21 protein-coding genes are annotated in these 20593 nt (G+C 60.9%); 1 reads left to right on the top strand and 20 read right to left on the bottom strand.

Features of this window, described 5'->3' with window-relative positions; translation table 11 throughout:
* Positions 1-99 precede the first annotated feature (99 nt).
* Genes comE through J7412_RS19455 form a run of 10 tightly spaced genes read right to left on the bottom strand, consistent with a single transcriptional unit; the run spans position 100 to position 10200 of the window.
* Positions 100-654: a sulfopyruvate decarboxylase subunit beta gene (gene comE / locus J7412_RS19500; protein WP_209080718.1), complete on the bottom strand. Its 555-nt coding sequence runs from the start codon at positions 652-654 to the stop codon at positions 100-102.
* Positions 651-1157, bottom strand: a complete 507-nt coding sequence (comD, locus tag J7412_RS19495) for a sulfopyruvate decarboxylase subunit alpha (protein WP_247738941.1) — start codon at positions 1155-1157, stop codon at positions 651-653. Before comD ends, comE begins: the two co-directional genes overlap by 4 nt.
* A 22-nt stretch (positions 1158-1179) precedes the next feature.
* On the bottom strand, positions 1180-2097 hold the full coding sequence (locus tag J7412_RS19490) for a hydroxyacid dehydrogenase (RefSeq protein WP_209080705.1): 918 nt from the start codon (positions 2095-2097) through the stop codon (positions 1180-1182).
* Positions 2098-2121: 24 nt separating this feature from the next.
* The gene (locus tag J7412_RS19485; RefSeq protein WP_209080703.1) at positions 2122-3570 is read right to left on the bottom strand and encodes an NAD-dependent succinate-semialdehyde dehydrogenase; all 1449 of its coding nucleotides are present in this window, start codon (positions 3568-3570) and stop codon (positions 2122-2124) included.
* Positions 3567-4565: an aldose epimerase family protein gene (locus J7412_RS19480; RefSeq protein ID WP_348540515.1), complete on the bottom strand. Its 999-nt coding sequence runs from the start codon at positions 4563-4565 to the stop codon at positions 3567-3569. Before J7412_RS19480 ends, J7412_RS19485 begins: the two co-directional genes overlap by 4 nt.
* The gene (locus J7412_RS19475) at positions 4562-5647 is read right to left on the bottom strand and encodes a Gfo/Idh/MocA family oxidoreductase (RefSeq protein WP_209080695.1); all 1086 of its coding nucleotides are present in this window, start codon (positions 5645-5647) and stop codon (positions 4562-4564) included. The genes J7412_RS19480 and J7412_RS19475 overlap by 4 nt, the downstream gene beginning before the upstream one ends.
* Before the next feature lies 1 nt (position 5648).
* Complete coding sequence (locus J7412_RS19470; RefSeq protein WP_209080693.1) at positions 5649-7031, bottom strand: hypothetical protein; 1383 nt, start codon at positions 7029-7031, stop codon at positions 5649-5651.
* A 12-nt stretch (positions 7032-7043) separates the two neighbouring features.
* Positions 7044-8072, bottom strand: coding sequence for a tagatose 1,6-diphosphate aldolase (locus tag J7412_RS19465; protein ID WP_209080691.1), 1029 nt, complete (start codon positions 8070-8072; stop codon positions 7044-7046).
* Positions 8069-8956, bottom strand: coding sequence for a PfkB family carbohydrate kinase (locus J7412_RS19460; RefSeq protein WP_209080689.1), 888 nt, complete (start codon positions 8954-8956; stop codon positions 8069-8071). Before J7412_RS19460 ends, J7412_RS19465 begins: the two co-directional genes overlap by 4 nt.
* Positions 8953-10200: a cytochrome c peroxidase gene (locus J7412_RS19455; protein ID WP_247744022.1), complete on the bottom strand. Its 1248-nt coding sequence runs from the start codon at positions 10198-10200 to the stop codon at positions 8953-8955. The genes J7412_RS19460 and J7412_RS19455 overlap by 4 nt, the downstream gene beginning before the upstream one ends.
* A gap of 72 nt (positions 10201-10272) precedes the next feature.
* Here J7412_RS19455 and J7412_RS19450 point away from each other — a divergent pair, with 72 nt between their 5' ends.
* The gene (locus J7412_RS19450; protein ID WP_209080687.1) at positions 10273-10746 is read left to right on the top strand and encodes a tetratricopeptide repeat protein; all 474 of its coding nucleotides are present in this window, start codon (positions 10273-10275) and stop codon (positions 10744-10746) included.
* 68 nt (positions 10747-10814) lie between these two features.
* Here J7412_RS19450 and dctP read toward each other — a convergent pair whose 3' ends face one another.
* From dctP to J7412_RS19400, 10 genes are all read right to left on the bottom strand, one after another.
* Complete coding sequence (gene dctP / locus J7412_RS19445; RefSeq protein WP_209080685.1) at positions 10815-11873, bottom strand: TRAP transporter substrate-binding protein DctP; 1059 nt, start codon at positions 11871-11873, stop codon at positions 10815-10817.
* 35 nt (positions 11874-11908) lie between these two features.
* Positions 11909-13405: a TRAP transporter large permease gene (locus tag J7412_RS19440; protein WP_209080678.1), complete on the bottom strand. Its 1497-nt coding sequence runs from the start codon at positions 13403-13405 to the stop codon at positions 11909-11911.
* Positions 13405-13992 (bottom strand): TRAP transporter small permease subunit, encoded by a 588-nt coding sequence (locus J7412_RS19435; protein WP_209080676.1) that lies wholly within the window; start codon positions 13990-13992, stop codon positions 13405-13407. The genes J7412_RS19440 and J7412_RS19435 overlap by 1 nt, the downstream gene beginning before the upstream one ends.
* A 109-nt stretch (positions 13993-14101) precedes the next feature.
* Positions 14102-14878, bottom strand: coding sequence for a DeoR/GlpR family DNA-binding transcription regulator (locus J7412_RS19430; RefSeq protein ID WP_209080674.1), 777 nt, complete (start codon positions 14876-14878; stop codon positions 14102-14104).
* A gap of 158 nt (positions 14879-15036) precedes the next feature.
* Positions 15037-15687 (bottom strand): ABC transporter ATP-binding protein, encoded by a 651-nt coding sequence (locus J7412_RS19425; RefSeq protein WP_209065862.1) that lies wholly within the window; start codon positions 15685-15687, stop codon positions 15037-15039.
* Between the two features lie 3 nt (positions 15688-15690).
* Positions 15691-16458 carry an ABC transporter permease gene (locus J7412_RS19420; protein ID WP_209080672.1) on the bottom strand — a complete coding sequence of 256 codons (768 nt, stop codon included), beginning with the start codon at positions 16456-16458 and terminating at the stop codon, positions 15691-15693.
* Between the two features lie 9 nt (positions 16459-16467).
* The gene (locus tag J7412_RS19415) at positions 16468-17658 is read right to left on the bottom strand and encodes a hypothetical protein (protein WP_209080670.1); all 1191 of its coding nucleotides are present in this window, start codon (positions 17656-17658) and stop codon (positions 16468-16470) included.
* A gap of 135 nt (positions 17659-17793) precedes the next feature.
* Complete coding sequence (locus J7412_RS19410; protein WP_209080668.1) at positions 17794-19071, bottom strand: hypothetical protein; 1278 nt, start codon at positions 19069-19071, stop codon at positions 17794-17796.
* Positions 19072-19075: 4 nt separating this feature from the next.
* Entirely contained in the window at positions 19076-19780 is a 705-nt protein-coding gene (locus J7412_RS19405) for an SDR family oxidoreductase (RefSeq protein ID WP_209080666.1), read from the bottom strand.
* Complete coding sequence (locus tag J7412_RS19400; protein WP_209080664.1) at positions 19773-20516, bottom strand: 2-C-methyl-D-erythritol 4-phosphate cytidylyltransferase; 744 nt, start codon at positions 20514-20516, stop codon at positions 19773-19775. Before J7412_RS19400 ends, J7412_RS19405 begins: the two co-directional genes overlap by 8 nt.
* Between the last annotated feature and the right edge of the window lie 77 nt (positions 20517-20593).

Below are 20593 nucleotides of genomic sequence, written 5' to 3'. Positions count from 1 at the left end.
CCTAAATCGGCCCGACCCAATGAAAAAAGGCGCCAAAATCGGCGCCTCTCCGGGTTTCGGTGAATTTCTATTCAGCCAGTAAATCAGCCAACCAAGCGCTCAGCGCCGGACCTCTTCCATGAAGCGCTCGCGGATCACGATCGGATTGGTCTTGATCACCGGCACCTTCACATTGCCGCTCTCACATTTGGAGACGATGATGGTCATCTCGTCGCTGGCAATCGCCGCCTGTACCGCATCTGCAGTGTCCTCGGCAGAGACCGTCTGCACATTCTGCGCGCCACAGGCACGGGCCACGGCGGCAAGATCGGTGTTCATGCCCGCATAGGTCGGCTGATCCCCGGTGGAGCCATAAGAGCCATTGTCGATGATCAACAGCGTGAAGTTGCCCTGCGCATTGTTGCCAATGGTCGCCAGCGTGCCGAGGTTTGTGAGCACAGAGCCATCCCCGTCAATCGCGATCACCGGCTTGTCCTGCGCCGCTGCCAGCCCCAGACCAATAGACGACGCCAGCCCCATGGTGCCCAGCATGTAGAAATTGGACGGCTGATCGTCCATCGCATGCAGCTCCTGGCTCGGCGCGCCAATATTACAGACCACCAGATGCTCGCTGATGATCGGTTTCAGCGTCTGAAATACGTCATTACGGATCATGCGGAAGCCCTCCAGAAAGATGCGTCACAAAGAATGGCGACCGGTTTGGAGGACATCTGGCAATATTCCAGAATGCCCGGCAGCTCAGCCGCATCCTCAGGCTTGTGGAAGTGATAGGTCGGAATGTGCAGCTGGTTCAGGATCGCCTTGGTGTGCAACGCCATCTCCACCTGACAGGCCACCGGCTCGCCCACCTCCCCGCGATAGGAAATCAGCATCGGCAGCGGGATCTGATAGAACTGGATGAGTGTTGCCAGCGTGTTCACCACCACGCCCAGCGCGGTGTTCTGCATCACGATACAGGGCTTCATGCCGCCCATATAGGCACCGGCGCAGAGCCCCATGCCTTCGTCTTCCTTGTTGGAGGGCATGTGCATGATCTCCGAGGTTTCATCGAGCACCTCAATCACGCCCGCCAGCTGTTTACACGGCACCGAGGTGACATAGTCGATCCCCGCCGCCTTCAGATCATTGACGATCTGCTGATCCATTTGTGTGGCCATTGTTCCTCCCTAAACTCAAGCTCTACGCCAACCGGTCAAGCACCAGATCGGCAATCATCGCACTCACGCGCACATTGCTGTCCTGCGTGACCCCCGCGATATGCGGGGTCAGGATCAGATTGCTGACCCCTTTGAAAATCTCTGCCGCATCTTGGGTCAGAGGTTCCGTCTCAAATACATCCAACGCCGCGCCTGCGATGTGGCCAGACTGCATGGCCGCCACCAAGGCCGCCTCGTCTAATACGCCGCCGCGCGCCGCATTGATCACCACCGCGCCCGGTTTCATCTGCGCAAAGGCTTCAGCGTTCATCATATGCCGCGTCTGCTCGGTCAGCGGCACATGCAGGCTCACCACATCCGCCTTGGTGAGCACATCGGCGATCTCGCCACGCTCCGCGTGCTGCCACGCCGGATGGTCGGCGGGCAAAAACGGATCATAGGCAATCAGCGTCATCCCCATGGCCCGCGCCAGACGGCCGGTTTCCTGCGCATTGGCGCCAAAGCCCAGCAGGCCGAGCACACGCCCGCCCGCCTCGCGGCCGGAACATTGCGCGCGCGGCCAATGGCCTGCCAGCATCGCATGTTTGGCGTGATAGGCATCACGCAGCAGGACCAGCGCATTGGTCACAACATATTCCGCCACCGAGAGCGTGTTGGCCCCCAGCGCGGGCATGACCTCCACGCCGCGCGCCTCACAGGCCGCCACGTCGATATTGTCGAGCCCGACACCCAGACGGCCCACACATTTCAGATCGGGGGAGGCCTCCAAGAGCGCGGCGGTGACCTGCGTGCGGTTGCGCACAATCAGCGCCTGCACCCCGGCCATCTGCGCAGGAATTTCGTCCTGCGCATCGGCCAGCTCTGGCGCATAGGTGGTGCTGTGGGCTGCTTTGAGCCGCCCCACCGCTGTGTCATCCATGAACTCCGTGATCAAAATCATCAGAGGCCTCCTTCCCAGTTTGGCTTAGAGCCCGGCCACGCAGGTGTATTTGGTGATCTGGTAGTCTTCCAAACCCTGGCTGCCGCCCTCTTTGCCCATGCCGCTTTCCTTCACGCCGCCAAAGGGCGCTTCGACGGTGGTGATGAGGCCCGAGTTGATGCCCACCATGCCGTATTCCAGCCCCTCGTTCATGCGGAACGCACGGGCGAGATCTTTGGTGTAGGCATAGGCCGCGAGGCCATAGTCGGTGGCATTGGCCGCCGCCACAGCATCGTCTTCGTCCTCAAACTTGTAGATCGCTGCCAGCGGGCCAAAGATCTCATCGGTGGTGAACTGCATCTCCGATGTCGCGCCGGTGATCAGGGTCGGCTCAAAGAAGGTCTGGCCCAGCGCGTGGCGTCCGCCGCCCAGCACAACCTCGCCACCTTTGGCTTTGGCGTCGGCAATCATGCCTTCCACCTTTTTGACCGCATTCTCATCAATCAGCGGCCCCTGCACCACGCCATCCTCGGTGCCATCGCCAATCTTCATCGCCGCAATCGCGTCTTTCAGCTTGGCCACAAAGGCATCATGAATGCCCGCCTGCACATAGAAACGGTTGGTACAGACACAGGTCTGCCCCATGTTGCGGAACTTCGCGATCATCGCACCTTCGACAGCGGCATCGAGATCGGCATCGTCAAACACGATGAACGGCGCGTTGCCGCCCAGCTCCATGGAGACCTTCTTCACCTGATCCGCAGACTGACGAATCAACAGCTTGCCCACATTGGTGGAGCCGGTGAAGGTCACTTTGCGCACCTCTTTGTTGCTCATGATCGCGCCGCCGATCGCGGGCGCATCGCCGGTGACGATGTTCACAACCCCATCCGGGAAGCCCACATCCTGACACAGCTTGCCCCAGGCCAGACCGCTGTAAGGCGTCTGTGGGGCAGGTTTGGCCACAACGGTACAACCCGCCGCCAGCGCCGGGGCAATCTTGCGCGCCAGCATAGAGCTTGGGAAGTTCCATGGCGTGATCATGCCAACCACGCCCACCGGATGGTGGGTCACCAGCAGGCGCTTGTCATTGCTGGGGGCCGGAATGATTTCGCCTTTTGTGCGGCGGATTTCCTCGGCAAACCAGCGCACATAGGCCGCGCCAATCGCGATCTCACCGCGCGCCTCAAACAGCGGCTTGCCCTGCTCAGCAGTCAGCAGCTGCGCGAGGTCTTCTTGGTTGTCCATCAGCGCGTCATGCAGCTTGTGCAGCAGGCCCACACGTTCCGCCAGCGAGGTCTTGGACCAGCTTTTGAATGCTTGGGATGCGGCGGCAATGGCGCGCTCGGTTTCATCGTGACCGGCGTTGGGCACCGTGCCCAGAACAGCGCCGGTGGCGGGGTTGGTGATTTCTGTGGTGTCGCCATCATCAGCGCCCATCCACTGCCCGCCAATCAGGTTGGCTTGCTGCATCAATCCGTTGAAATTGCTCATGTCTGACCTTTCGAAAAGACGAACTGCGTATGTTGTTGATAGGTCTCGCCAGGCCGCAGCACGGCCTGTGGAAAATCGTCATGGTGATGGGCGTCGGGCCAGACCTGCGGCTCCATCGCAATCCCGGCATAGGCCCCCATCGGCCGCCCGTCCAATCCGGGCAGTGCGATGTTGATATTTTCCCCATCGTAAACCTGCAAGCCCGGCTCGGTGGTCAGACAACGCATCGTGACCCCGGATGCCGCAGATTTAAGCGTCGCCACGGGGCGCAAAGCCTCCCGCGCGACAGAGAGACAGAAATTATGGTCCACCGGATGGGCCTGCTGCATCGGCGCGCTTTGGCGGAAGTCAAAGCCGGTGCCCGCAACAGGTGCCTGCGCGCCGGTCGGGATCAACTCCGCATCCACCGGCAGATAGGTCTGCGCAGCAATCTCAAGACTGTGCTCGGAGATCGTCTCCGCCCCGTCGAGCTTGAAATAGCTGTGATGCGCCAGACTGCAGAGCGTGGTCTGATCCGTCTCGGCACGCATGCGAATGTCCAGCACGCCCCTCTCCAGGAGCGCAAAGCTCACCCGCGCGGTCAGGTTGCCTGGAAAGCCCATATGGCCGTCAGGCAGCGTGATCTGCAAGGTGGCGCTGTCCTCCGCCTCCGCCACGATCTCCCAAAGCCGCTTACCCATGCTGTCCGCCCCACCGTGCAGCGTGTGCTTGCCGATGAAGTTGCGATCCAGCTGATAGCTCTGCCCGTCGAGTTCCAGATGCCCGTCGCGAATGCGATTGGCAAACCGCCCCGCTGTGGCCCCGAAATAGGGTGAATGGGTCAGATAGGGCGCGAATTCAGGAAAGCCCAGCACCAAGGGCGCGTCATGCCCCGCCAGCCGCAAATCCTGCAACACAGCGCCATAGGTCAGCAGATGGGCGGTCAACCCGCCACCTTGAATTGTGATCCGATGCACGGCGCGGCCATCCGGCATATGGCCCCAAATCTCGCTCACAGGGTCACCGCCTGCCCGCTGCGCGCGCTTTCTTCGGCCGCCTCGCCCACACGCACCGACCACAGCCCATCCTCTAGGCTCACTTCGGGGTCACCTTGCCCGCTCTGCACCAGATCGCGGAAGCGTTCGTGTTGGAAGTAGGTCGAGCCATGGTGATCGCCCGCTTGCAGCACAGCCTCATCCACCTCGATTTCCTCGCGCACCACCTCTTTGGTCGCGCGAAAGCTGATCTCCACCTCGCTGTGGCGCTCTTTGCCGTCATGGGTGAACCGCGCAGGCCCCGGCACTTTGGCCTCCACCCGCGCCTTTTCGCCGGTCACGGCAATGGTTTCCTGCCAGTAAGAGCCTTCCGCAAACATGCATAGATCCAGCATCCCGCGCGCGCCATTGGCAAATTCCACTGTGACAAAAGCATTGTCCAGAATATCCGGCGTGCGGCCGTCATAGGCCTCATCCAGATGGTTCACATCCACACCTGCGCTGGCATAAACCCGCACCGGATCGCTCTGCAGCGTCAGCCGCATCAAATCCCAGAAGTGGCAGCATTTCTCCACCAATGTGCCCCCCGTGCGTGCATTGAACCGGTTCCAGTCACCAACCTTTTCCAGAAACGGAAAGCGGTGCTCGCGGATCGCCATCATGCGCGGCGTGCCCACGGTGCCGTCGTTCAATTCCTTCAGCAGGCGCTGAACCGGCGGCATATAGCGATACTCCATCGCCACCCAAACCGGCGCCGCCCGCCCCTCTGCTTTTGCCAGAACCTCCGCGCAATGCGCCGATGTGGTGCACAGCGGCTTTTCCACCAAAATCGGGTGCGGTGTCTGCAGCACATCCAGCAGGATCTCATGGTGCGTGTCATTGGGCGCGGCAATCAACAGCGCATCCACCAGACCGGACCCCAGCATCTCTTTATAGTCACCAAAGGCCTTGGCCGTCCCGCCCGAGCTGTCCACCGAGAGCTGGCGCATGCCCGCATCCGGATCGCTCACCGCGGTCACCTCACAGCCCTCCAGCAGGGTGAGGTTGCGGATATGCTCCTGCCCCATCATACCTGACCCGATCAGGCCATATCGTATCGTCATCTTAAATCTCCAAAAGCGGCAGCCCCATGGCCCCCGCAGCGCCACGCAGGGCGTCCCGATGATCGCCATAGGCCAGCGCCATATGATGCTCGAGCCCGCTCGCGATGATATCGGTCAGCACATCACCCGCCCCGCGCCCAAAACGCAAGACCCCGGAGGTGCCGGTAAAGGCCATTGGCCGCGTGAGCATGGTGGCATGGCTCAACACCATATGGGGCCGCCCATGCGCCTGACTGATCCGCATCAGCGTGACCTCACCGGCCTTCAGCGGAAACTGATAGAGCAACGGCTGCTTGCGGTTGGTGTGAATAGTCGCCTCAGCCGCGACACCCGGTTCGATCATCGAGATCGGGGCCTGCCCGCAATGCCAGACCACACCGGTGTCATCATCCGCGTCCATATCCACCAGATCAGTCAGAAACACCGGCGCATCCGCCGCCGCCGCCAGAACCATCTGCGTGAGCGCGCCGTAAACATCCGCCTCACAGGCGCATGGCACCCGCGCCTCCCCCATCATGGATGCCGGGCCACAGACCGCGCCGCCATACTCAGTGAAGGTTTCCGGCCAGCAGCGAATGGCAAAGGCCCCGTAGCCGCCTTTTTCCTTGAGCGTATCCAGCCCCACCTTCAGGCGCAGAGAGCGATCCAGCTCCTCCGGGTCCACCTCATCCAGCCCCGACAGCTCCGCATCCGCCTGTTTGCGCACTTCGGCGGCGGCCTCGGCTGGCACCGCGCGGGCCAGACCAAACAGATCCTCCAGCGCCAGCTCATCCACCTCAACGCCGGACAGCGCCTTCATATCCGCCTTGTCATAGGCGCAGGTGTCAAATCCCGCCGGATGTTCGCCAATCCGCGCAATCCGCTGCCCGTTGACCGCTTTGGCAATCGCCCGTCCGGCCTCCGTGGCCTCCGGCACCGCGCCCAGCGCCAGCTTGCCCGAAGGCCGCGCGCCCGCCAGCATGGCAGTCAGGTCCGCAGCCACATCACCTGTCGGGTCCGCATAAAGCCAGCCAAAGGCGCGGTTGTTTAAGCCAAGCGCATGGCTCGCCAGATTGAGACCACAGAAAGAGTTCAGCCGCAGCCGCCCGCCCAAACGTGGCTCAGGGATCGACCAGATCGACAGTGGCTGCTCAAACGCCGCGCCAATCGCCACGGTCATCGACGCATCGGTGAAGGTGACCTGCAGGATCATCACCTGATCCACCTCCGCAGACTTCAGTGCCGCGATACCTGCCTTGGTCGCCGCCTCATCAAACAGCAGCTCCCGCGGGCCAACAATCTCATGGCCGGTCGCGTCGAGCGCGGCCAGCATCGCGGTTAGGTTTTCCTCTGCAAAGGGCACGTCAAAGGTGGGACGCCCCAATGGAAGAATGCCGAGTTTCATGCGCTTAAGCCCTCAGATGTCTGCGTAACTGTTGCGGAAGCTGGCACCCTCTGCCGCCAGCCGCGCGCCGCCTGCACCATAACAGATGTGCTGCGCCCAATTGGCCGCCTGCGCATCCGCCAAGGCAGAGATGTCTTTCATGTAATCCACCGCATCGCCCTCAAGCCCGGTGCGCACCGCGTCCCAATCCGGATAGGCATTGAAGGCATCAAGCCAGATCGCCCGTCCCGCCAGAAAGCCGCTCGCCCCGGCTTTGAAGGCATGCTCCAGCACATTGCGGAACTCCGCCTTGCCCGCACCGGCCGACAGCATCACCCATGGCCGCCCGGCAAGACGCCCCATCTCATCAAACACCGCCTGCACCTCGGCAGAGCCATCCGCATCCGCCGCGTTCACCGGGCTTTCGAGCTTAAACACATCCACGCCGTAGTCCGCCTTGGCAAATTCCTCGACCGACTTCAGCACATCATCGGCCTTCTTGCCCTTCATCTCCACGTATTCCTTGGTCTGATGGGCGTCTGCGGCCAGCGGATAAACCAACAGCTCAAACAGAAACGGAATGTCATATTTTGCACAGGCTTCGCCCACCTGCTTCACGTAATCCTTCTGCGCTTGATTGACCTCGTCTGAGGCATCCGGCCGATACCAGGCCAGCACCTTCACCGCGTCGCCGCCCATGCGCTTGATCTTGCCCACCGACCAATTGTCGATGCTATCTGACAGCCGCCCACCGGGGGTCTCTTTGAACAGGCTGTCCTCCAGCGTGACCACCAGGCCTTTGTGGGGCAACAGCGCATCAAAGCTGTAGGGAATGGCATAATGCGGGTCGAGCAGCATCGCAGTGGAATGCCCCTGAAGCGTCTCCACCAACATGCCTTTAAACTTCGCAACCTCCTCCCACGGCGCGGTCTCCACCCCGTGGTGTTTCGCAATCGGGCCCTTGATCGGCGGGCGCTGATCCACGGCGGTCATCTTGTAAATGCCGTTCTCATCGGCCATGCGGCGCATCCCGCTCAGCTTGCCGGGTGTCAGGGAAATCATACCTTCGTCTCCTTAAGGAAGTCGTTGAGCTGAGCGCGGCTCGGAGCCCCGGCCCGCCCGCCTTTTGTCAAACATTTCAGGGCCGCCGCGCCGTTTGCGTGACGGATTGCCTCTTCAGCGCCCATGCCCTCTGCGAGCATCAGCGCAAAAATGCCGTGCCAGACGTCGCCTGCGCCCAGCGTATCAATCGGGGTGATCGGGAAGGCCGTCACATGGCGCACCGCATCGCCTTCGGTAAACCAAACGCCATCCGCGCCGTCGGTCACGCAGGCCCAGCAGCCGTGGTCCTTGGCGATCTGTAAAAGCGCGTCTTCGATATCCGCCTCCGGATAGAGCGAGCGCAGCCCCTGCATCGACAGCGCCACATGGCTCGCAGCCTCCATCAGCGCCGGATCAATCGGCGCTTCGCCGTCCAGAATGCCGGGAATGCCCCGCGCACGGGCCAGCTCCAACGCCGCCAGCGCCGCATCCACCCGCCGCGTGTCCGTTAGCACGGCACCCAGATCAGTGAGGCCGTCAAACCAGTCGGTTTTCAGCGCCAGCCCCGCGCCGCGGAAATTCACAATCTGACGTTCGCCCTGCGCATCAATCAGCACCGAGGAATAAGAACTCTGCGCCCCTTCTGTGCGTGTAACGTTGGAGACATCCACGCCTTCGCGCGCCAGATCGGCCACAATCATATCGCCGATGCTGTCTTCCCCCAGCCGCGCGCCCAGCACGGCCGCGCCGCCCATCCGCGCAATCGCCACGGCGGCATTGGCGGCACAGCCACCGCCCACGATGTCCGCTTCTTCGGTGCCGTATTTCTCCGCCCGATTGGGCAAAGCTGGCAGGTGAAAGACAAAATCCACCACCGCCGCGCCGACGCACAGGATCCTGCTCATTCCGGCACCTCCAGCCCGCTTGGCACACTGTCCGGCACGCCCAGCCGCCCCTTGATGCTCTCCGTCCCCGTCAGCGCGTTCAGAAACGCCACGATCTGCGCCACCTCTGCATCATCCAGCTCAATCCGCTCGATATCGGTGCGCGACGCCAAACGCGCCCGCTCCCGTGTGTCGGAGAACGCCAGAAAATCCACCTTCGCCAGCCACGGCACCTCCGGCAGCACCGCATTGCCTTTCTCCCAAACCGCAAAGGCGCCGCGCGGGTCCATGTGATGGCGCACCATGCCCTCAAGACTGTCATACGCCCCGTTGTGGCCATAAGGCGCCGTCAACGCCACATTGCGCAGCGCGGGGGTGCGGAAGCGGTAGGCATCCTCCAGCCGGTCAGACGCCCCCATGCGCCCCACATCGCGCACAATCGGATCCCATTGCCGCGTCTTTCCGGGGCCAAAATGCGGCAACATCAGCGCATGAAACTTCTGATCCGTCATCAGCGGCCCCGCATGGCAGCTGCTGCACATCGCCTTGCCGTAAAACAGATCCATACCGGCCTTTTGGTCGGCATTCAGCGCCGCCGCGTCGCCATTCAGATAGGCGTCAAACGGGCTGTCATAGCTCTTGAACTCCGTGCCTTCAAAGGCCGCTAAAGCATTGACAATATGGGTGATATTAATGTCGAGTGCCTGATCCACATCGTCATAGGCGGCAATGAACATCTCCGCATATTCCGGAATGATCCGCACCCGTTTGGCCACAATCGGCCAGACATTGTCGATCCGGTCATAAACCGCGCCTGCGATCTGGTTTTCCTTCGGGTTGCCCGCCATCTCAAACTCGGCGGTCATCGGAAACAGCGCTTGCGCTGCGAGGATCGAGTTCAAGCCATCCGGCAGCCATTCCTGCGCTGGGCTGTCAAAGCCGGTCTCGTAAATATCGCTCACCGACAGGCGGCCATCGTGAAACAGGATGTCGATCTCTTTCGCAGCCAGGTTCCACAGCGCGGGCGCATTGCGCGGGATGCGCTTCACAATCCGGCTGTCGCCTGTGCCCGGCGTCCGCTGTCGCCCCAGCCCGTCACCGCCCTCACCAATCCCGAGGCTCAGCCCGTCGCCGGAGCCAAGCTCCGGATGGTGACAGGTGGCGCAGGCAATGTTGCGGTTGCCCGACAGGATCGGATCAAAAAACAAGAGCTGGCCAATCTTCGCCTGACGCGGATCAAACTGGATAAAATCATCCTCTTGCAACGGCTGCGGAAGCGGGCTCCCATACGCGGGCGCACACGTGAGAGCGCCAAGAACTGCGATGAGGGAGAGAGAATGAAACGCTTTGTTTTTGCTGCACTTTTGGCCAGCACAACGCCCGTTTTGGCCGAGATTGAAACCGGCCGGGATTACATGGATGCCAAAGAGTACACCAAAGCGATGCAGGAGCTTCTGCCAGCCGCCAACAGCGGCAATGCGGAAGCCGAGGAACTGATTGGCGTTATGTATGCCCTGGGGCTGGGGGTGGAACGCGATGACGTCCGTGCTTTTGAGTGGTACCTGCGCGCCTCGCTCAAGGGCCACGCGGGCGCGCAAAGCGGCATCGGCTGGTACTACGAAATCGGCCGGGGCATGCCCGCCCCCGATCTCGTGCGCGCCTACATGTGGTACACACTTTCCGCGATCGGAGGCGATCCTGATGCGGCCATTTCCCTTGAGGAAGTGGTGAAAAAGATGACGGACGAGCAAATTCAGAAAGCCCATATTCTGGTGGATGACTACCGGACATGGCTCTATCCATTCCGATGAATTTGGGGGTGTCGGGCCGCGGCAATCCTGCGTCGGCCCGACACCAATCCTTTTTTTAGATCAACGCCTTAGTTCAGGTCAGACGCCATACCGGCTTCGATATCCGCCTCAGCTTCGGCCACCGCAGCTGTCAGCGCGTTGAAGATCTCATCGCCACCTTTGATGTTGCCTTTGAACCAGTCATAGACAGGTGCCGCCGCTTCTTTGAACGCAGCCTTTTCCGCAGGTGTTGGCACATAGAGATCCCCGCCACCGGCGACAAAATCCTCATAGGCTTTGATCGACTTGCGCTTTGGTGAGGCAAAGGTCGCCTGCTGCAGCGCGGAGAAGCCATCCACAACCACGCGGCGCATGTCTTCCGGCATGCTGAGGAACTTCTGGTTGTTCATCCACCACAGCGCGCCCATGTAGGCATGCCCATCCAGCGTCACATACTGCAGACCCGCATCCGGGAACTTCATGCCCATGATGTCGGTGATGCCGTTTTTGGAGCCTTCCACCACACCGGTCTGGAACGAGGTGAAGAGCTCTGGCCATGGGATCGGGGTTGGGCTTGCGCCCAGCGCACGCACCAGCTCTTGCGGCAGGTCGGCCACCACGGTGCGGATCTTCAGGCCTTCCATGTCAGAAGGCGATGCCACGCGGCGTTTGGTGTTGGCAAAGTTGCGCCAGCCGCCGGTGTTGCCGATGGTCATCAGGCGAATGCTGTCACCGGAATCTGCCAGCGCCATCTCGCGCATTTTGCGGGTGAAATCACCTGCCAGAACGGTCTCGGCAATGCGGTCATTGGCCATCAGATAGGGCAGGTCCAGCACCTGCACATAGGGGAAGATGCCCGACGCGCCACCGGATGTGGAGATGTAGACATCAATCGTGCCGTCAGCCACACCCTGCAGACATTCTGCCCCCTTGGAGCAGAGCTGCGTGCCGATGAACAGCTCAACCTCGATGGCCCCGTTGGAGGCGCTTTCCACGAAGTTTTTGAAGACCACGAGGCCGTCATAATCCTCGTCGTTTTCATTGGAGTTGGCGGTCGCGCGGATCGTGTAATCCGCCGCCTGCGCGGCGATTGCGCTGCTAGCCACCAGCGCGGCTGTCGCCACCGCCTTAAAGGTTTTGCTGAACATGTCTATCCTCCCTGATACGGTTCAAGCGTTTGATGTTACTGCACAAATCCTGTTAGTCTTGGAATTGTCATGGAAATGGCAGGCACATAGGTGATGAGGAAGATCACAAAGACCTCCACAGCGAGGAACGGCAGGATCGCCTTGGCGATGGTCTCCACCCGTTCCCCGGAAACCGAACTGGCCACAAACAGCACAAGCCCCATCGGTGGCGTCGCCAGACCTACAGTCAGGTTGACGCTCATGATGATGGCGAAATGCACCGGATGCACACCCAGATCGACAAAGATTGGCCCCAGAATTGGCCCCAGAATGATGATCGCCGGCCCCGCATCCAGGAACATGCCCACCGCAAACAGCAGCACGTTGATCAGGAACAGCAGCACCAGCGGGTTTTCCGACAGGCCGAGAATAAAGCCCGCCATGGTCTCCGGCGCATGGCTGAGCGACACCACGGTCTTAAAGGCCACCGCCGCCCCCACGAGAAGCAGCACGGTCGCGCTGGCCAGCCCGGCGCGCATCAGAATGCCCGGCAGGTCGCGCACCTTCAGCAGGCGCAGAATGAACAGCCCGACAACCAGCGCATAGCCCACTGCGACTGCGGAGGCCTCAGTCGGTGTGAACACCCCCACCAGAATACCGCCCAGAATAATGATCGGCGTCTGCAGCGGCACCACCGCCTTTTTGCAGATGATGCGGAAATCCGCGCTCACCGTCTTGCGAATGCGCAGCAGGATCACATGGGCGATCGGCAGGAACACAAGGAACACGAGCCAGCCGTTCACCGCGATGTTCACCCCGGAGGAGGCAAGAATAGCCGCAATCGCCGAGTACAAACCAAAGAGCACACCGGCAAAATTGATCCGCAACAGCACAAAGCTGAAACCGGCTTCGGTCTTGCTAATGGTCTGCCCGGCGGTCACGATCCGCTCCGCCTTGGGCAGGTCGTATTTGTCCGCCATCAGGCGCACCATCACCATCAGGCCGACGCCCACCAGCACGCCCGGCACGATCCCCGCAAGGAACAGCGCGGCCACGCTCTCGCCCATGACATAAGCGTAGATGATCATGATGCCCGAGGGCGGGATGATCGGCCCGATCACCGAGCTTGCCGCCGTGATCGCCGCCGCAAATTTGCGCGAATAGCCGTTCTTCTCCATCGCCGGAATGAGCGTCGACCCAAGCGCAGACGTGTCCGCCACAGCTGATCCTGACAGCCCCGCGAATAGGATCGACGAAAGGATATTCACATGCGCCAACCCGCCACGCAAATGCCCCATCAAAGCTTGGGAAAACTCCACCAGACGTGTGGTGATCCCGCCCCGGTTCATCAACTCACCTGCAAGCACAAAGAACGGCAGCGCCATCAGCGGGAAGCTGTCCATGCCGTTGTAAACATTACGATACAGCAGCGCGATGTCACGCTCCTGCCCATTGAGCCACAGCAGCAATCCGGGCGAAAGCAGCAGCGCAAAAAACACCGGCAGGCCGATCATCAGGAAGATCAGGAAAAGCGGTAGAAAAAACGCCAGCATCAGTCCGCCGCCCCCATGGCCATTGCAAATTCATCGGCGTCAGGAAGCTCGGTGTCCGGGCTGATCAGCGCCATGATCGTGCGCAGGATCAGCTCAACCGTGACGACGCTGAGCATCACCGCGCAAAACAGCAATGAGCCATACATGTAACGCAGCTTGATCTTAAAGCCCTCGCCGCCAACCCACTCCAGAGGTACGCGCAGCGAAGAGCTGTCAAAGTTGCCGCCAAACCCAAATGTATGCGCCTGACCGTGCTGCACCGCGATCATCAGCACCGCAAATGAGAAACACAGCAGCACCAGATTGAGCACCAGCCCCGGCACCCGCGACAGCATGTTGGGCAGCGTATCAATCGCCACAAACCCGCCCCAGCGCATCGCCGAAGGCGCCATCAGACCAACCAGCCACAACATCAAAAAGCGCGCGGCCTCATCCGGCCAGGCGAGGGCGTTGTTCAGCACATAGCGACAGAAAACCTGTGTCAGAATCACGATGACCATCAGCGCCAGCGTCAAAGCCCCCAGACGTCTGCACAGGCGCAAAATGTGGGTATTCACCCACGCCAAAGGCCGTAAGACCAACATCATTGCGATATATCCTCCCAAAAATATCGCGCCGAAACCACATTTCTATCGAAAGTAATTTCGTTTTTTTCGATTAGGTCACAAAACGAAGCTACGCGTCAACCCATTTGACTCACCCCGCCACCACAAAGCCCACATCATGGGCCGTGGCGAGGGCCTTCATCTCAGGATCGAACTGCGCATCGGTCACCAGTGAATTCACGTCTGCCAGCGTGCCAAAGGACACCGGCGCAAAGCTTCCGAACTTGGAACTGTCCAGCGCAAGGATCACGTTGCGCGCACTGGAAATGATCGCCGCGCTAACCGCGCTTTCCTCCAGATCATAGTCCACAAGATCCCCGTCACGCCCCATGGCCGCAGCCCCGACAACGGCGATATCGGCGCGGAACTTGCGGATAAAATCAACCGCCGTGGCGCCAAGAATGGCGCCATCCGCCCCCCGCACGACACCGGCCGGGATCATCACCTGAACACCGGGGAATTCTCTTAAAATATTGGCGATATGCACAGAATCCACGACCACGCTCAGCCCGACATGGTGGCTCAGATGGCGGGCCACGGCCATGGTGGTGGTGCCGCCGTTGAGGATCACACTGGCATGGTTTGGGATTTGAGTAGCGATGGTGGCCCCGATGGCATCCTTCTCATCGCGCATGATTTCCTTGCGCACATCAAAGCCCGCATATTCCGTGCCCGCCGCCAGCGTAGCCCCGCCGTGAAAGCGGATGATCTGGTTGTCCTCAGCCAGCATGGTCAGGTCTTTTCGGATGGTTTGCGGCGTGGTGTCGAGCCGCTCCGCCAGCTCCTCAACCATGGCACGCCCGGCCTGTTTGAGCAGCTTCAGGATCTCCTCCTGACGCGCGCGTGTCTTGGCACGTGCCCTCATCATCTCCCCTCCGTTTCTTTCGATTTCTAGATCAAACCGAAAGAAATACCAAGAGAGTTTCGCGAATCCGCGCAAGTCAGGCGCGTTTTGGGAGGCAAAGCGAAACCAAAGATAGGTTCAAAACGCGCTTTTGACCGCGCAAGCCGTGACTAATCTTTCGTTTAGCAGAACCGCTTGTAATCCGCGATCAGGGCGTTGAGATCATCATAATGATAGAGCTTCCCGCCGTAGGCCAGCACGCCCTCGTCGCAAAATTCGCGGATGGTGCGCTCCGAATGTGAGATCATCACCACACGCGACGCTTCGATCCGCTCACGCAGGGCATGTTCGCTTTTCTTGCGAAATCGCTGGTCGCCCACGGCGGTGATTTCATCCACCAGGTAGCATTCAAAGCGGATCGCCAGCGAAAGCCCAAATGCGAGCCGCGCTTTCATACCGCTGGAATAGGTCTCAATCGGCAAATCCAGCGAAGGCCCGAGTTCGGCAAACTCCTGCACCTGCGCCAGCACCTGTTCCGTATCACAGCCATAGACCCGCGCGACAAAGCGCACGTTCTCCACGCCAGTCATCAAGCCATTGAACCCTTTGGAAAACCCCATGGGCCAGCTGACCTTTTCCGTGCATTTCACAGCACCGGATGTGGGCGGCTCGATCCCGGCAATCATCCGCATCATGGTGGATTTGCCCACGCCGTTGTGGCCCATCAACGCGATGTTTTTGCCCTCGGCAAACTGATAGCTGGCGTCCTCCAGAATGCGTTTGTGCACCCCTTTGACGTGATAATCCTTGGTGACATGCTCAAAGGCGATCACGGCTCACGCCCTCTGCTTGCGGGTGATCCGCTCTGCAAACAGCGCGATGATCACCAGCACCGCGGCCAGTGACAGCGGATAGGCGATGTTGAGCACATCGCTGCGATAGTTGGCGTAAAATCCTTCGCGGGTCCATTCCACGATATGCAGCAGCGGGTTCCATTTGAGCACCGCCACCGCCTCAGGCGGCAAAGCGGAGGGGATGTAAAACACGCCAGAGAGGAAAAACAGCGGCCGCGCCACCAGCTTTTCCACATGCTGCCAGGCTTGGGTGCGCTGATAGAGCATGGCGTTGATCGCCCCCACGCCAAAACCCAAAAAGCACGTGGTGCCAAAGGCATAGAGCAACCGTTCCGGATGAGCAGGCAGCTCCGCCCAACCCACCACCATCAGCCCGCCGTAAACCAGCGCATTGATCACCAGAAAGGTCAGCGCGATCAGTGTGAGCCGCGCAAACAGTGTGTCGGGCTCTTTGATCATCGGGTAACTCAGCAGGGATTTGTTGGTGGTAAAGGCCCGCATCAGCGACACAGAGAGCTTGTTATAAAGGTCCAGCGTCAGAACGGCGGTGGCAAAAAACAGCGCCAGCGACGCGCCAAAGGGCGCCTGCCGCCCGATCAGGTAAAACAGCCCAACCATAAAGCCCACGGAAATCACCGGCTGGGCAATCGCCCAGAGATAGCCCACATGCGAGGTGCCGAAGGTCATGCGCGTTTCGCGCAGGGTGAGCGCGGCCACCACCCGCATTTGCAACCAGATCGCGTGCAGCATTCCGTGCCCTCACCGCATATGATCGCGCACCGCAAAGCCCACAAGGGCGGCAATCGCCCAGACGGCAAAAGCGGCGGCAGCAATCAGCAGGAAATCCCGAAGCCGCAGCGGGTAAGCCGGCTCACTGGGCACAAAGGGCCGGGTAAACACGCCGAGATAGCGCTGTTGCCGGTCCGCATCCAGCCGCGCAGCTTCCAGCGAGGCCATGGCAGAGGCATAGGTTTGCTCAGCAAATTGCTTTTCGATCACCAGCGCCTCATAGCCCGCGAGCGTTTCCGCGGTTTTGGCGCTTGCCGCCTGCCCCGCCGCGCCGATCAGGCTTTTGCGCTCTGCAATCTGCTGGCGATAGGCTTTGGCCTGACGATTGAGCTGTTTCAGGATGGGCGAATTCTCCCCGACAGAGCCTGCCACCTCATCAATCTGGGACTGCACTTTCACCAGCTTGGCCTCCAGCGACGAGACCAGCTCCGCATCCAATTGCGCATTGACCATCGGGTCCACCGCGCCGCTTTCTGCGCGAAAGGCCACCAGATCAAGGCTCACATCACGCACCCGCGCCTCCGCACGGGCCACCTCATCAGCGGCAAATTGCACCGAGTCCCGCCGCGCGGTCTCAGAAAGGTCGTTGACCAGCCGGTCCGCGGCCGCCAGCGCGCTGCGCGCGACCCGCACCGCCGTGCCGGGATCAAAGGCCTGCACCTCAAAGCTCACAATGCCCGTGGTGCTGTCATAGCTCGTGCTGATGCGCCACTGCCAATACTCCACCATATCCTCAAAGCTGCTTTCCGGCTTCAGACGGGCAATCGGGTCAATATGGTCTTGGGAGAAATGACCGCGCAGATTGAGCTCATCATCGATCTCGCGCAGAAGGTCCGGGCTTTCCAGATAGTTGCGCACCACATAGCTGTCAGAGGTATGGCTGCTGCTGGCGGGAAATCCGGTGACCGAAGCCATCAGATCCGGCGTGCCGCCGCCATCAAGAGAGCGGATCACAAAGCTCGCGCTGGCCGCGTAACGGTCTGTCGCAACAAAGCCGAAATAGCTCGCCGCCATGGCCACCGGCAGCAGAAACAGCGCCACAAAAGAGGCCAGCAGCCCCCAGCGCCTGCGCCGATGCGGCGCGTTTTTCGGCCCCGCCTGCACAACGCCAAGAGGGCCATCAAACGCAGGCACCGGTTTGAGCAATTTGATTTCAGCCATGCCGTCCCTTTCTGGCCCCTTCTGGCGGAATGTGAGGCCCCCGCCCCATTGGTTACTGCCCAGTTTACGCCCGAAGGGTTTACGAAATGTCAGCATCTCCACATGCGCCCACAAATCCTGCCCACTCGTGCCGTCTCACCCGCCTGCCACACGCCAGAACGGATCACGTTTCACATACTCCAGTAGCCAGCCGCGCGCGGCAAAGGTTGGCCGGTCTGCCAGCGACGGCTCCGTCCAGCCAAACACCTGCGCGCGGTGGGCGGCGTCGATCTCCTGACCCTCCGCCAGATAGCGGGCCAGCACCCGCGCCATATCACTGTCCGGCAGCAGCGCCTTGCGCAGATAGAGCGCGGCCAAATCGCGCGGCACCGCGTCTTCGCGGCTCAGAACCAGATGGGCGATGCGTTGCTTGAGAAAGATCGCCTCCATACCGGAGACATCGCACAGCCCCAGCGCAACCGGCAGCGGCGCGGCGCGATCCGGCACAAAATGCTGCGCCTTGCGCAACAAGCGCAGACACGCAAGGCGCAGCGGCACGCTGGCGTCTTCCATCATCACCGAGACCCGCAGCCCCGCCTGCCGCAACTGGCGCACCCCGGCGACAAAGCTGCGGGTGATCGCGGGGCGCAGCAGGCCCAGATAAGGGTGCGGTTTGATGACAACGCGGCGCAGGCCTGTCGCCTTGGCCGCCGCCAAAACCGCCGCAAAGCCGCGCAGGCCCGAGAGCGAGCTGTAGTTGTCCGCCTGCCCGCCAAAGCCTTCCCAGGTTGGCGCGTAAAACAGGGCCGGATCCGCATCAGAGCTGCGCGCGGCACGGATTTCCGGCATGGGCTGCACAAAGGTGTCGCCCATCATCACCAGCCGCCCTCTGTCCACGTCATCAGCGGTGAAAATCCCCGCTTTCAGATAGCGGTCCCGTGCCAGTGGACCGGCGATGGAGACATAATCATAAATCCGTGCGGCCGGGCGCATCGACGCGCCTTTATTGCTCTCCCCATGCAGGGTCAGCAAATGGCGAATATCCCGCCGCGTGACCGTCTGCAGATTGGAGCGCGCATTAAACGGATAAAACACCACCCCGCCCGCCGCCACCGGCAGGCGCGCAGCCCGTCCCCTGATCCATCTGACATCCAGTTCCTGAGGCAACCGCCCCAAAGCACGCTGAAAGCGTAGCAGCGGTTTCTGGCGCAAAAACAACGGCGTATCGGTGATGCCAAAGGCCCCGCTTTCAAAAAACGGCCGGATCTGTGTCACCGCTGAGAGCACCGGACTGTCCAGATAGACCGCCTGATCCGGCAACCCTCCCGACGTCGCGGACACGCGCAATTGCCCCGTCTCCATATCCTGAAGTTCCGGCGCGGCAGCCGGTTTTTTGGGGGAAATATCCGGATTGGGAGTGCGCGCCAGAAGCATCAGATCACAAGCGCACCACCAGATTTTCGCTCATCAGCATCTTGCCTGCGGGGGAGGACATCATCGCGATCACATCCGCCACATGCTCCGGCTGCATGATCGTGCTGGGGTCTTCATCCGGGGCCAAGGTCTTACGCAGATCGGTGGCACAGCGCCCAGGGCTCAGGCAGACCACATCAATTCCGTAAGGCGCAAGCTCCTCGCGCATAACCTCTGACATATTGATCACCGCCGCCTTGGAGGTGGAATAGCTCATCCAGCCAGAGCGCCCACTCACACCGGCCGTGGAGGCGATATTGATGACCTTTTCAAGGGGATGGCTGCGCAACAGCGCCTCCTGCACAAAACGGAACGGCGCATAGAGATTGATCTGCATCGTGCGCTGAAAATCCGCCATATCGGTTTCATTAATCGACGCTGGCTTGGTGAACCCTGCGTTGTTCACAATCGCGGTGATGGCGATGTTTTCCGCCGCGAGCCGGTCAAACACATCCGACACCGCCTGCGGATCAGAGAGATCCGCCTCAACCGCCACAATCTGACGGTTGCCAGCAATCGCGCGCACCTCAGCCACCGCATCGTCAAAATGCCTTGAGCGGCGCGCCACCATCACGATACAGGCCACATCATCCATGCCGCGGGCAAAGCGCCGCGCCGTGGCCAGCCCGATGCCTCTGGAGGCGCCGCTGATCAAAACAGTCTTAGTCATGGGCGGCGGCCTTTCTGTTGGTGTGAAACCCCTTCATCATCTCTTGCGCGATGACAAAATCCTCGGGCGTCGTCACTTTCCGGTTGCGGCTGAACCCTTCCAGCGCCTGCACCGGCTGTCCGGTCATTTCCACGACCATGACGCTGTCCTCATTGTAAACCGCCCCGGTGTTGCGCGCGGCAGCATGCGCCTTTCGCAGCGTGTCACGGTCAAATTTCTGCGGCAGCTGAATGTCAAACACCCTGTCGCGCGACACGCCGCGCCGCACTTCGCGGGTTTCGGTATCAATCCGGCACATGGAAAAGGCAATCGCGTGGCAATAGCCCGCGTTTTCGGCCTCACAGGCAATCAGATCGCTCAGCATTTCGGGGTTGATGAACGGCCGCGCCGCCTCATGCAGCACAACAACATCGTGAGACGCCGCCGCCGCCAGCGCCGCGCAGCTTTCCTGACGGGTTGCCCCAGCAGGCACCACCTGAAACGGCAAGCTGCCGCAATAGGCCTCCATCAGCTGTTGCGTGCGCTCTTCAAACCCTTCTGGCGCGTTGATCAGCACCTCGGCCACATGCGGCGAGCGCACCGCCGCAATCAGCGAATGCGCCACCATCGGATGACCGGCAAGTTTGTAAAACTGTTTGGGTTCATGGTGTTCCGCCCGTGCGCCCACACCGCCAGACAGCAGCAGAAAAGAGACCTGAGGGGGGCAAAGCGGACGTGTCAGAGGGTGTAAATTCATCAGGCGTCGCCTTTATGCGCTGGTTTGCGCCACCCGTTGCGAGCGAAACATCGGCTGGCCGGTGCCGTCAGGGCCAG

The sequence above is a fragment of the Shimia sp. R9_3 genome, assembly GCF_017743755.1.
In the GTDB taxonomy this organism is placed as follows: domain Bacteria; phylum Pseudomonadota; class Alphaproteobacteria; order Rhodobacterales; family Rhodobacteraceae; genus Shimia.
The sequence above is the reverse complement of the archived record's forward strand: the minus strand, read 5'-3'. Positions and strand labels throughout refer to the sequence as shown.

Coding starts and splice junctions, on each gene's coding strand:
- comE (WP_209080718.1), bottom strand. CDS start 654: ATGATCCGTAATGACGTATTTCAGACGCTGAAACCGATCATCAGCGAG.
- comD (WP_247738941.1), bottom strand. CDS start 1,157: ATGGCCACACAAATGGATCAGCAGATCGTCAATGATCTGAAGGCGGCG.
- J7412_RS19490 (WP_209080705.1), bottom strand. CDS start 2,097: ATGATTTTGATCACGGAGTTCATGGATGACACAGCGGTGGGGCGGCTC.
- J7412_RS19485 (WP_209080703.1), bottom strand. CDS start 3,570: ATGAGCAATTTCAACGGATTGATGCAGCAAGCCAACCTGATTGGCGGG.
- J7412_RS19475 (WP_209080695.1), bottom strand. CDS start 5,647: ATGACGATACGATATGGCCTGATCGGGTCAGGTATGATGGGGCAGGAG.
- J7412_RS19470 (WP_209080693.1), bottom strand. CDS start 7,031: ATGAAACTCGGCATTCTTCCATTGGGGCGTCCCACCTTTGACGTGCCC.
- J7412_RS19465 (WP_209080691.1), bottom strand. CDS start 8,072: ATGATTTCCCTGACACCCGGCAAGCTGAGCGGGATGCGCCGCATGGCC.
- J7412_RS19460 (WP_209080689.1), bottom strand. CDS start 8,956: ATGAGCAGGATCCTGTGCGTCGGCGCGGCGGTGGTGGATTTTGTCTTT.
- J7412_RS19450 (WP_209080687.1), top strand. CDS start 10,273: ATGAAACGCTTTGTTTTTGCTGCACTTTTGGCCAGCACAACGCCCGTT.
- dctP (WP_209080685.1), bottom strand. CDS start 11,873: ATGTTCAGCAAAACCTTTAAGGCGGTGGCGACAGCCGCGCTGGTGGCT.
- J7412_RS19440 (WP_209080678.1), bottom strand. CDS start 13,405: ATGCTGGCGTTTTTTCTACCGCTTTTCCTGATCTTCCTGATGATCGGC.
- J7412_RS19435 (WP_209080676.1), bottom strand. CDS start 13,992: ATGATGTTGGTCTTACGGCCTTTGGCGTGGGTGAATACCCACATTTTG.
- J7412_RS19430 (WP_209080674.1), bottom strand. CDS start 14,878: ATGATGAGGGCACGTGCCAAGACACGCGCGCGTCAGGAGGAGATCCTG.
- J7412_RS19420 (WP_209080672.1), bottom strand. CDS start 16,458: ATGCTGCACGCGATCTGGTTGCAAATGCGGGTGGTGGCCGCGCTCACC.
- J7412_RS19415 (WP_209080670.1), bottom strand. CDS start 17,658: ATGGCTGAAATCAAATTGCTCAAACCGGTGCCTGCGTTTGATGGCCCT.
- J7412_RS19410 (WP_209080668.1), bottom strand. CDS start 19,071: ATGCTTCTGGCGCGCACTCCCAATCCGGATATTTCCCCCAAAAAACCG.
- J7412_RS19405 (WP_209080666.1), bottom strand. CDS start 19,780: ATGACTAAGACTGTTTTGATCAGCGGCGCCTCCAGAGGCATCGGGCTG.
- J7412_RS19400 (WP_209080664.1), bottom strand. CDS start 20,516: ATGAATTTACACCCTCTGACACGTCCGCTTTGCCCCCCTCAGGTCTCT.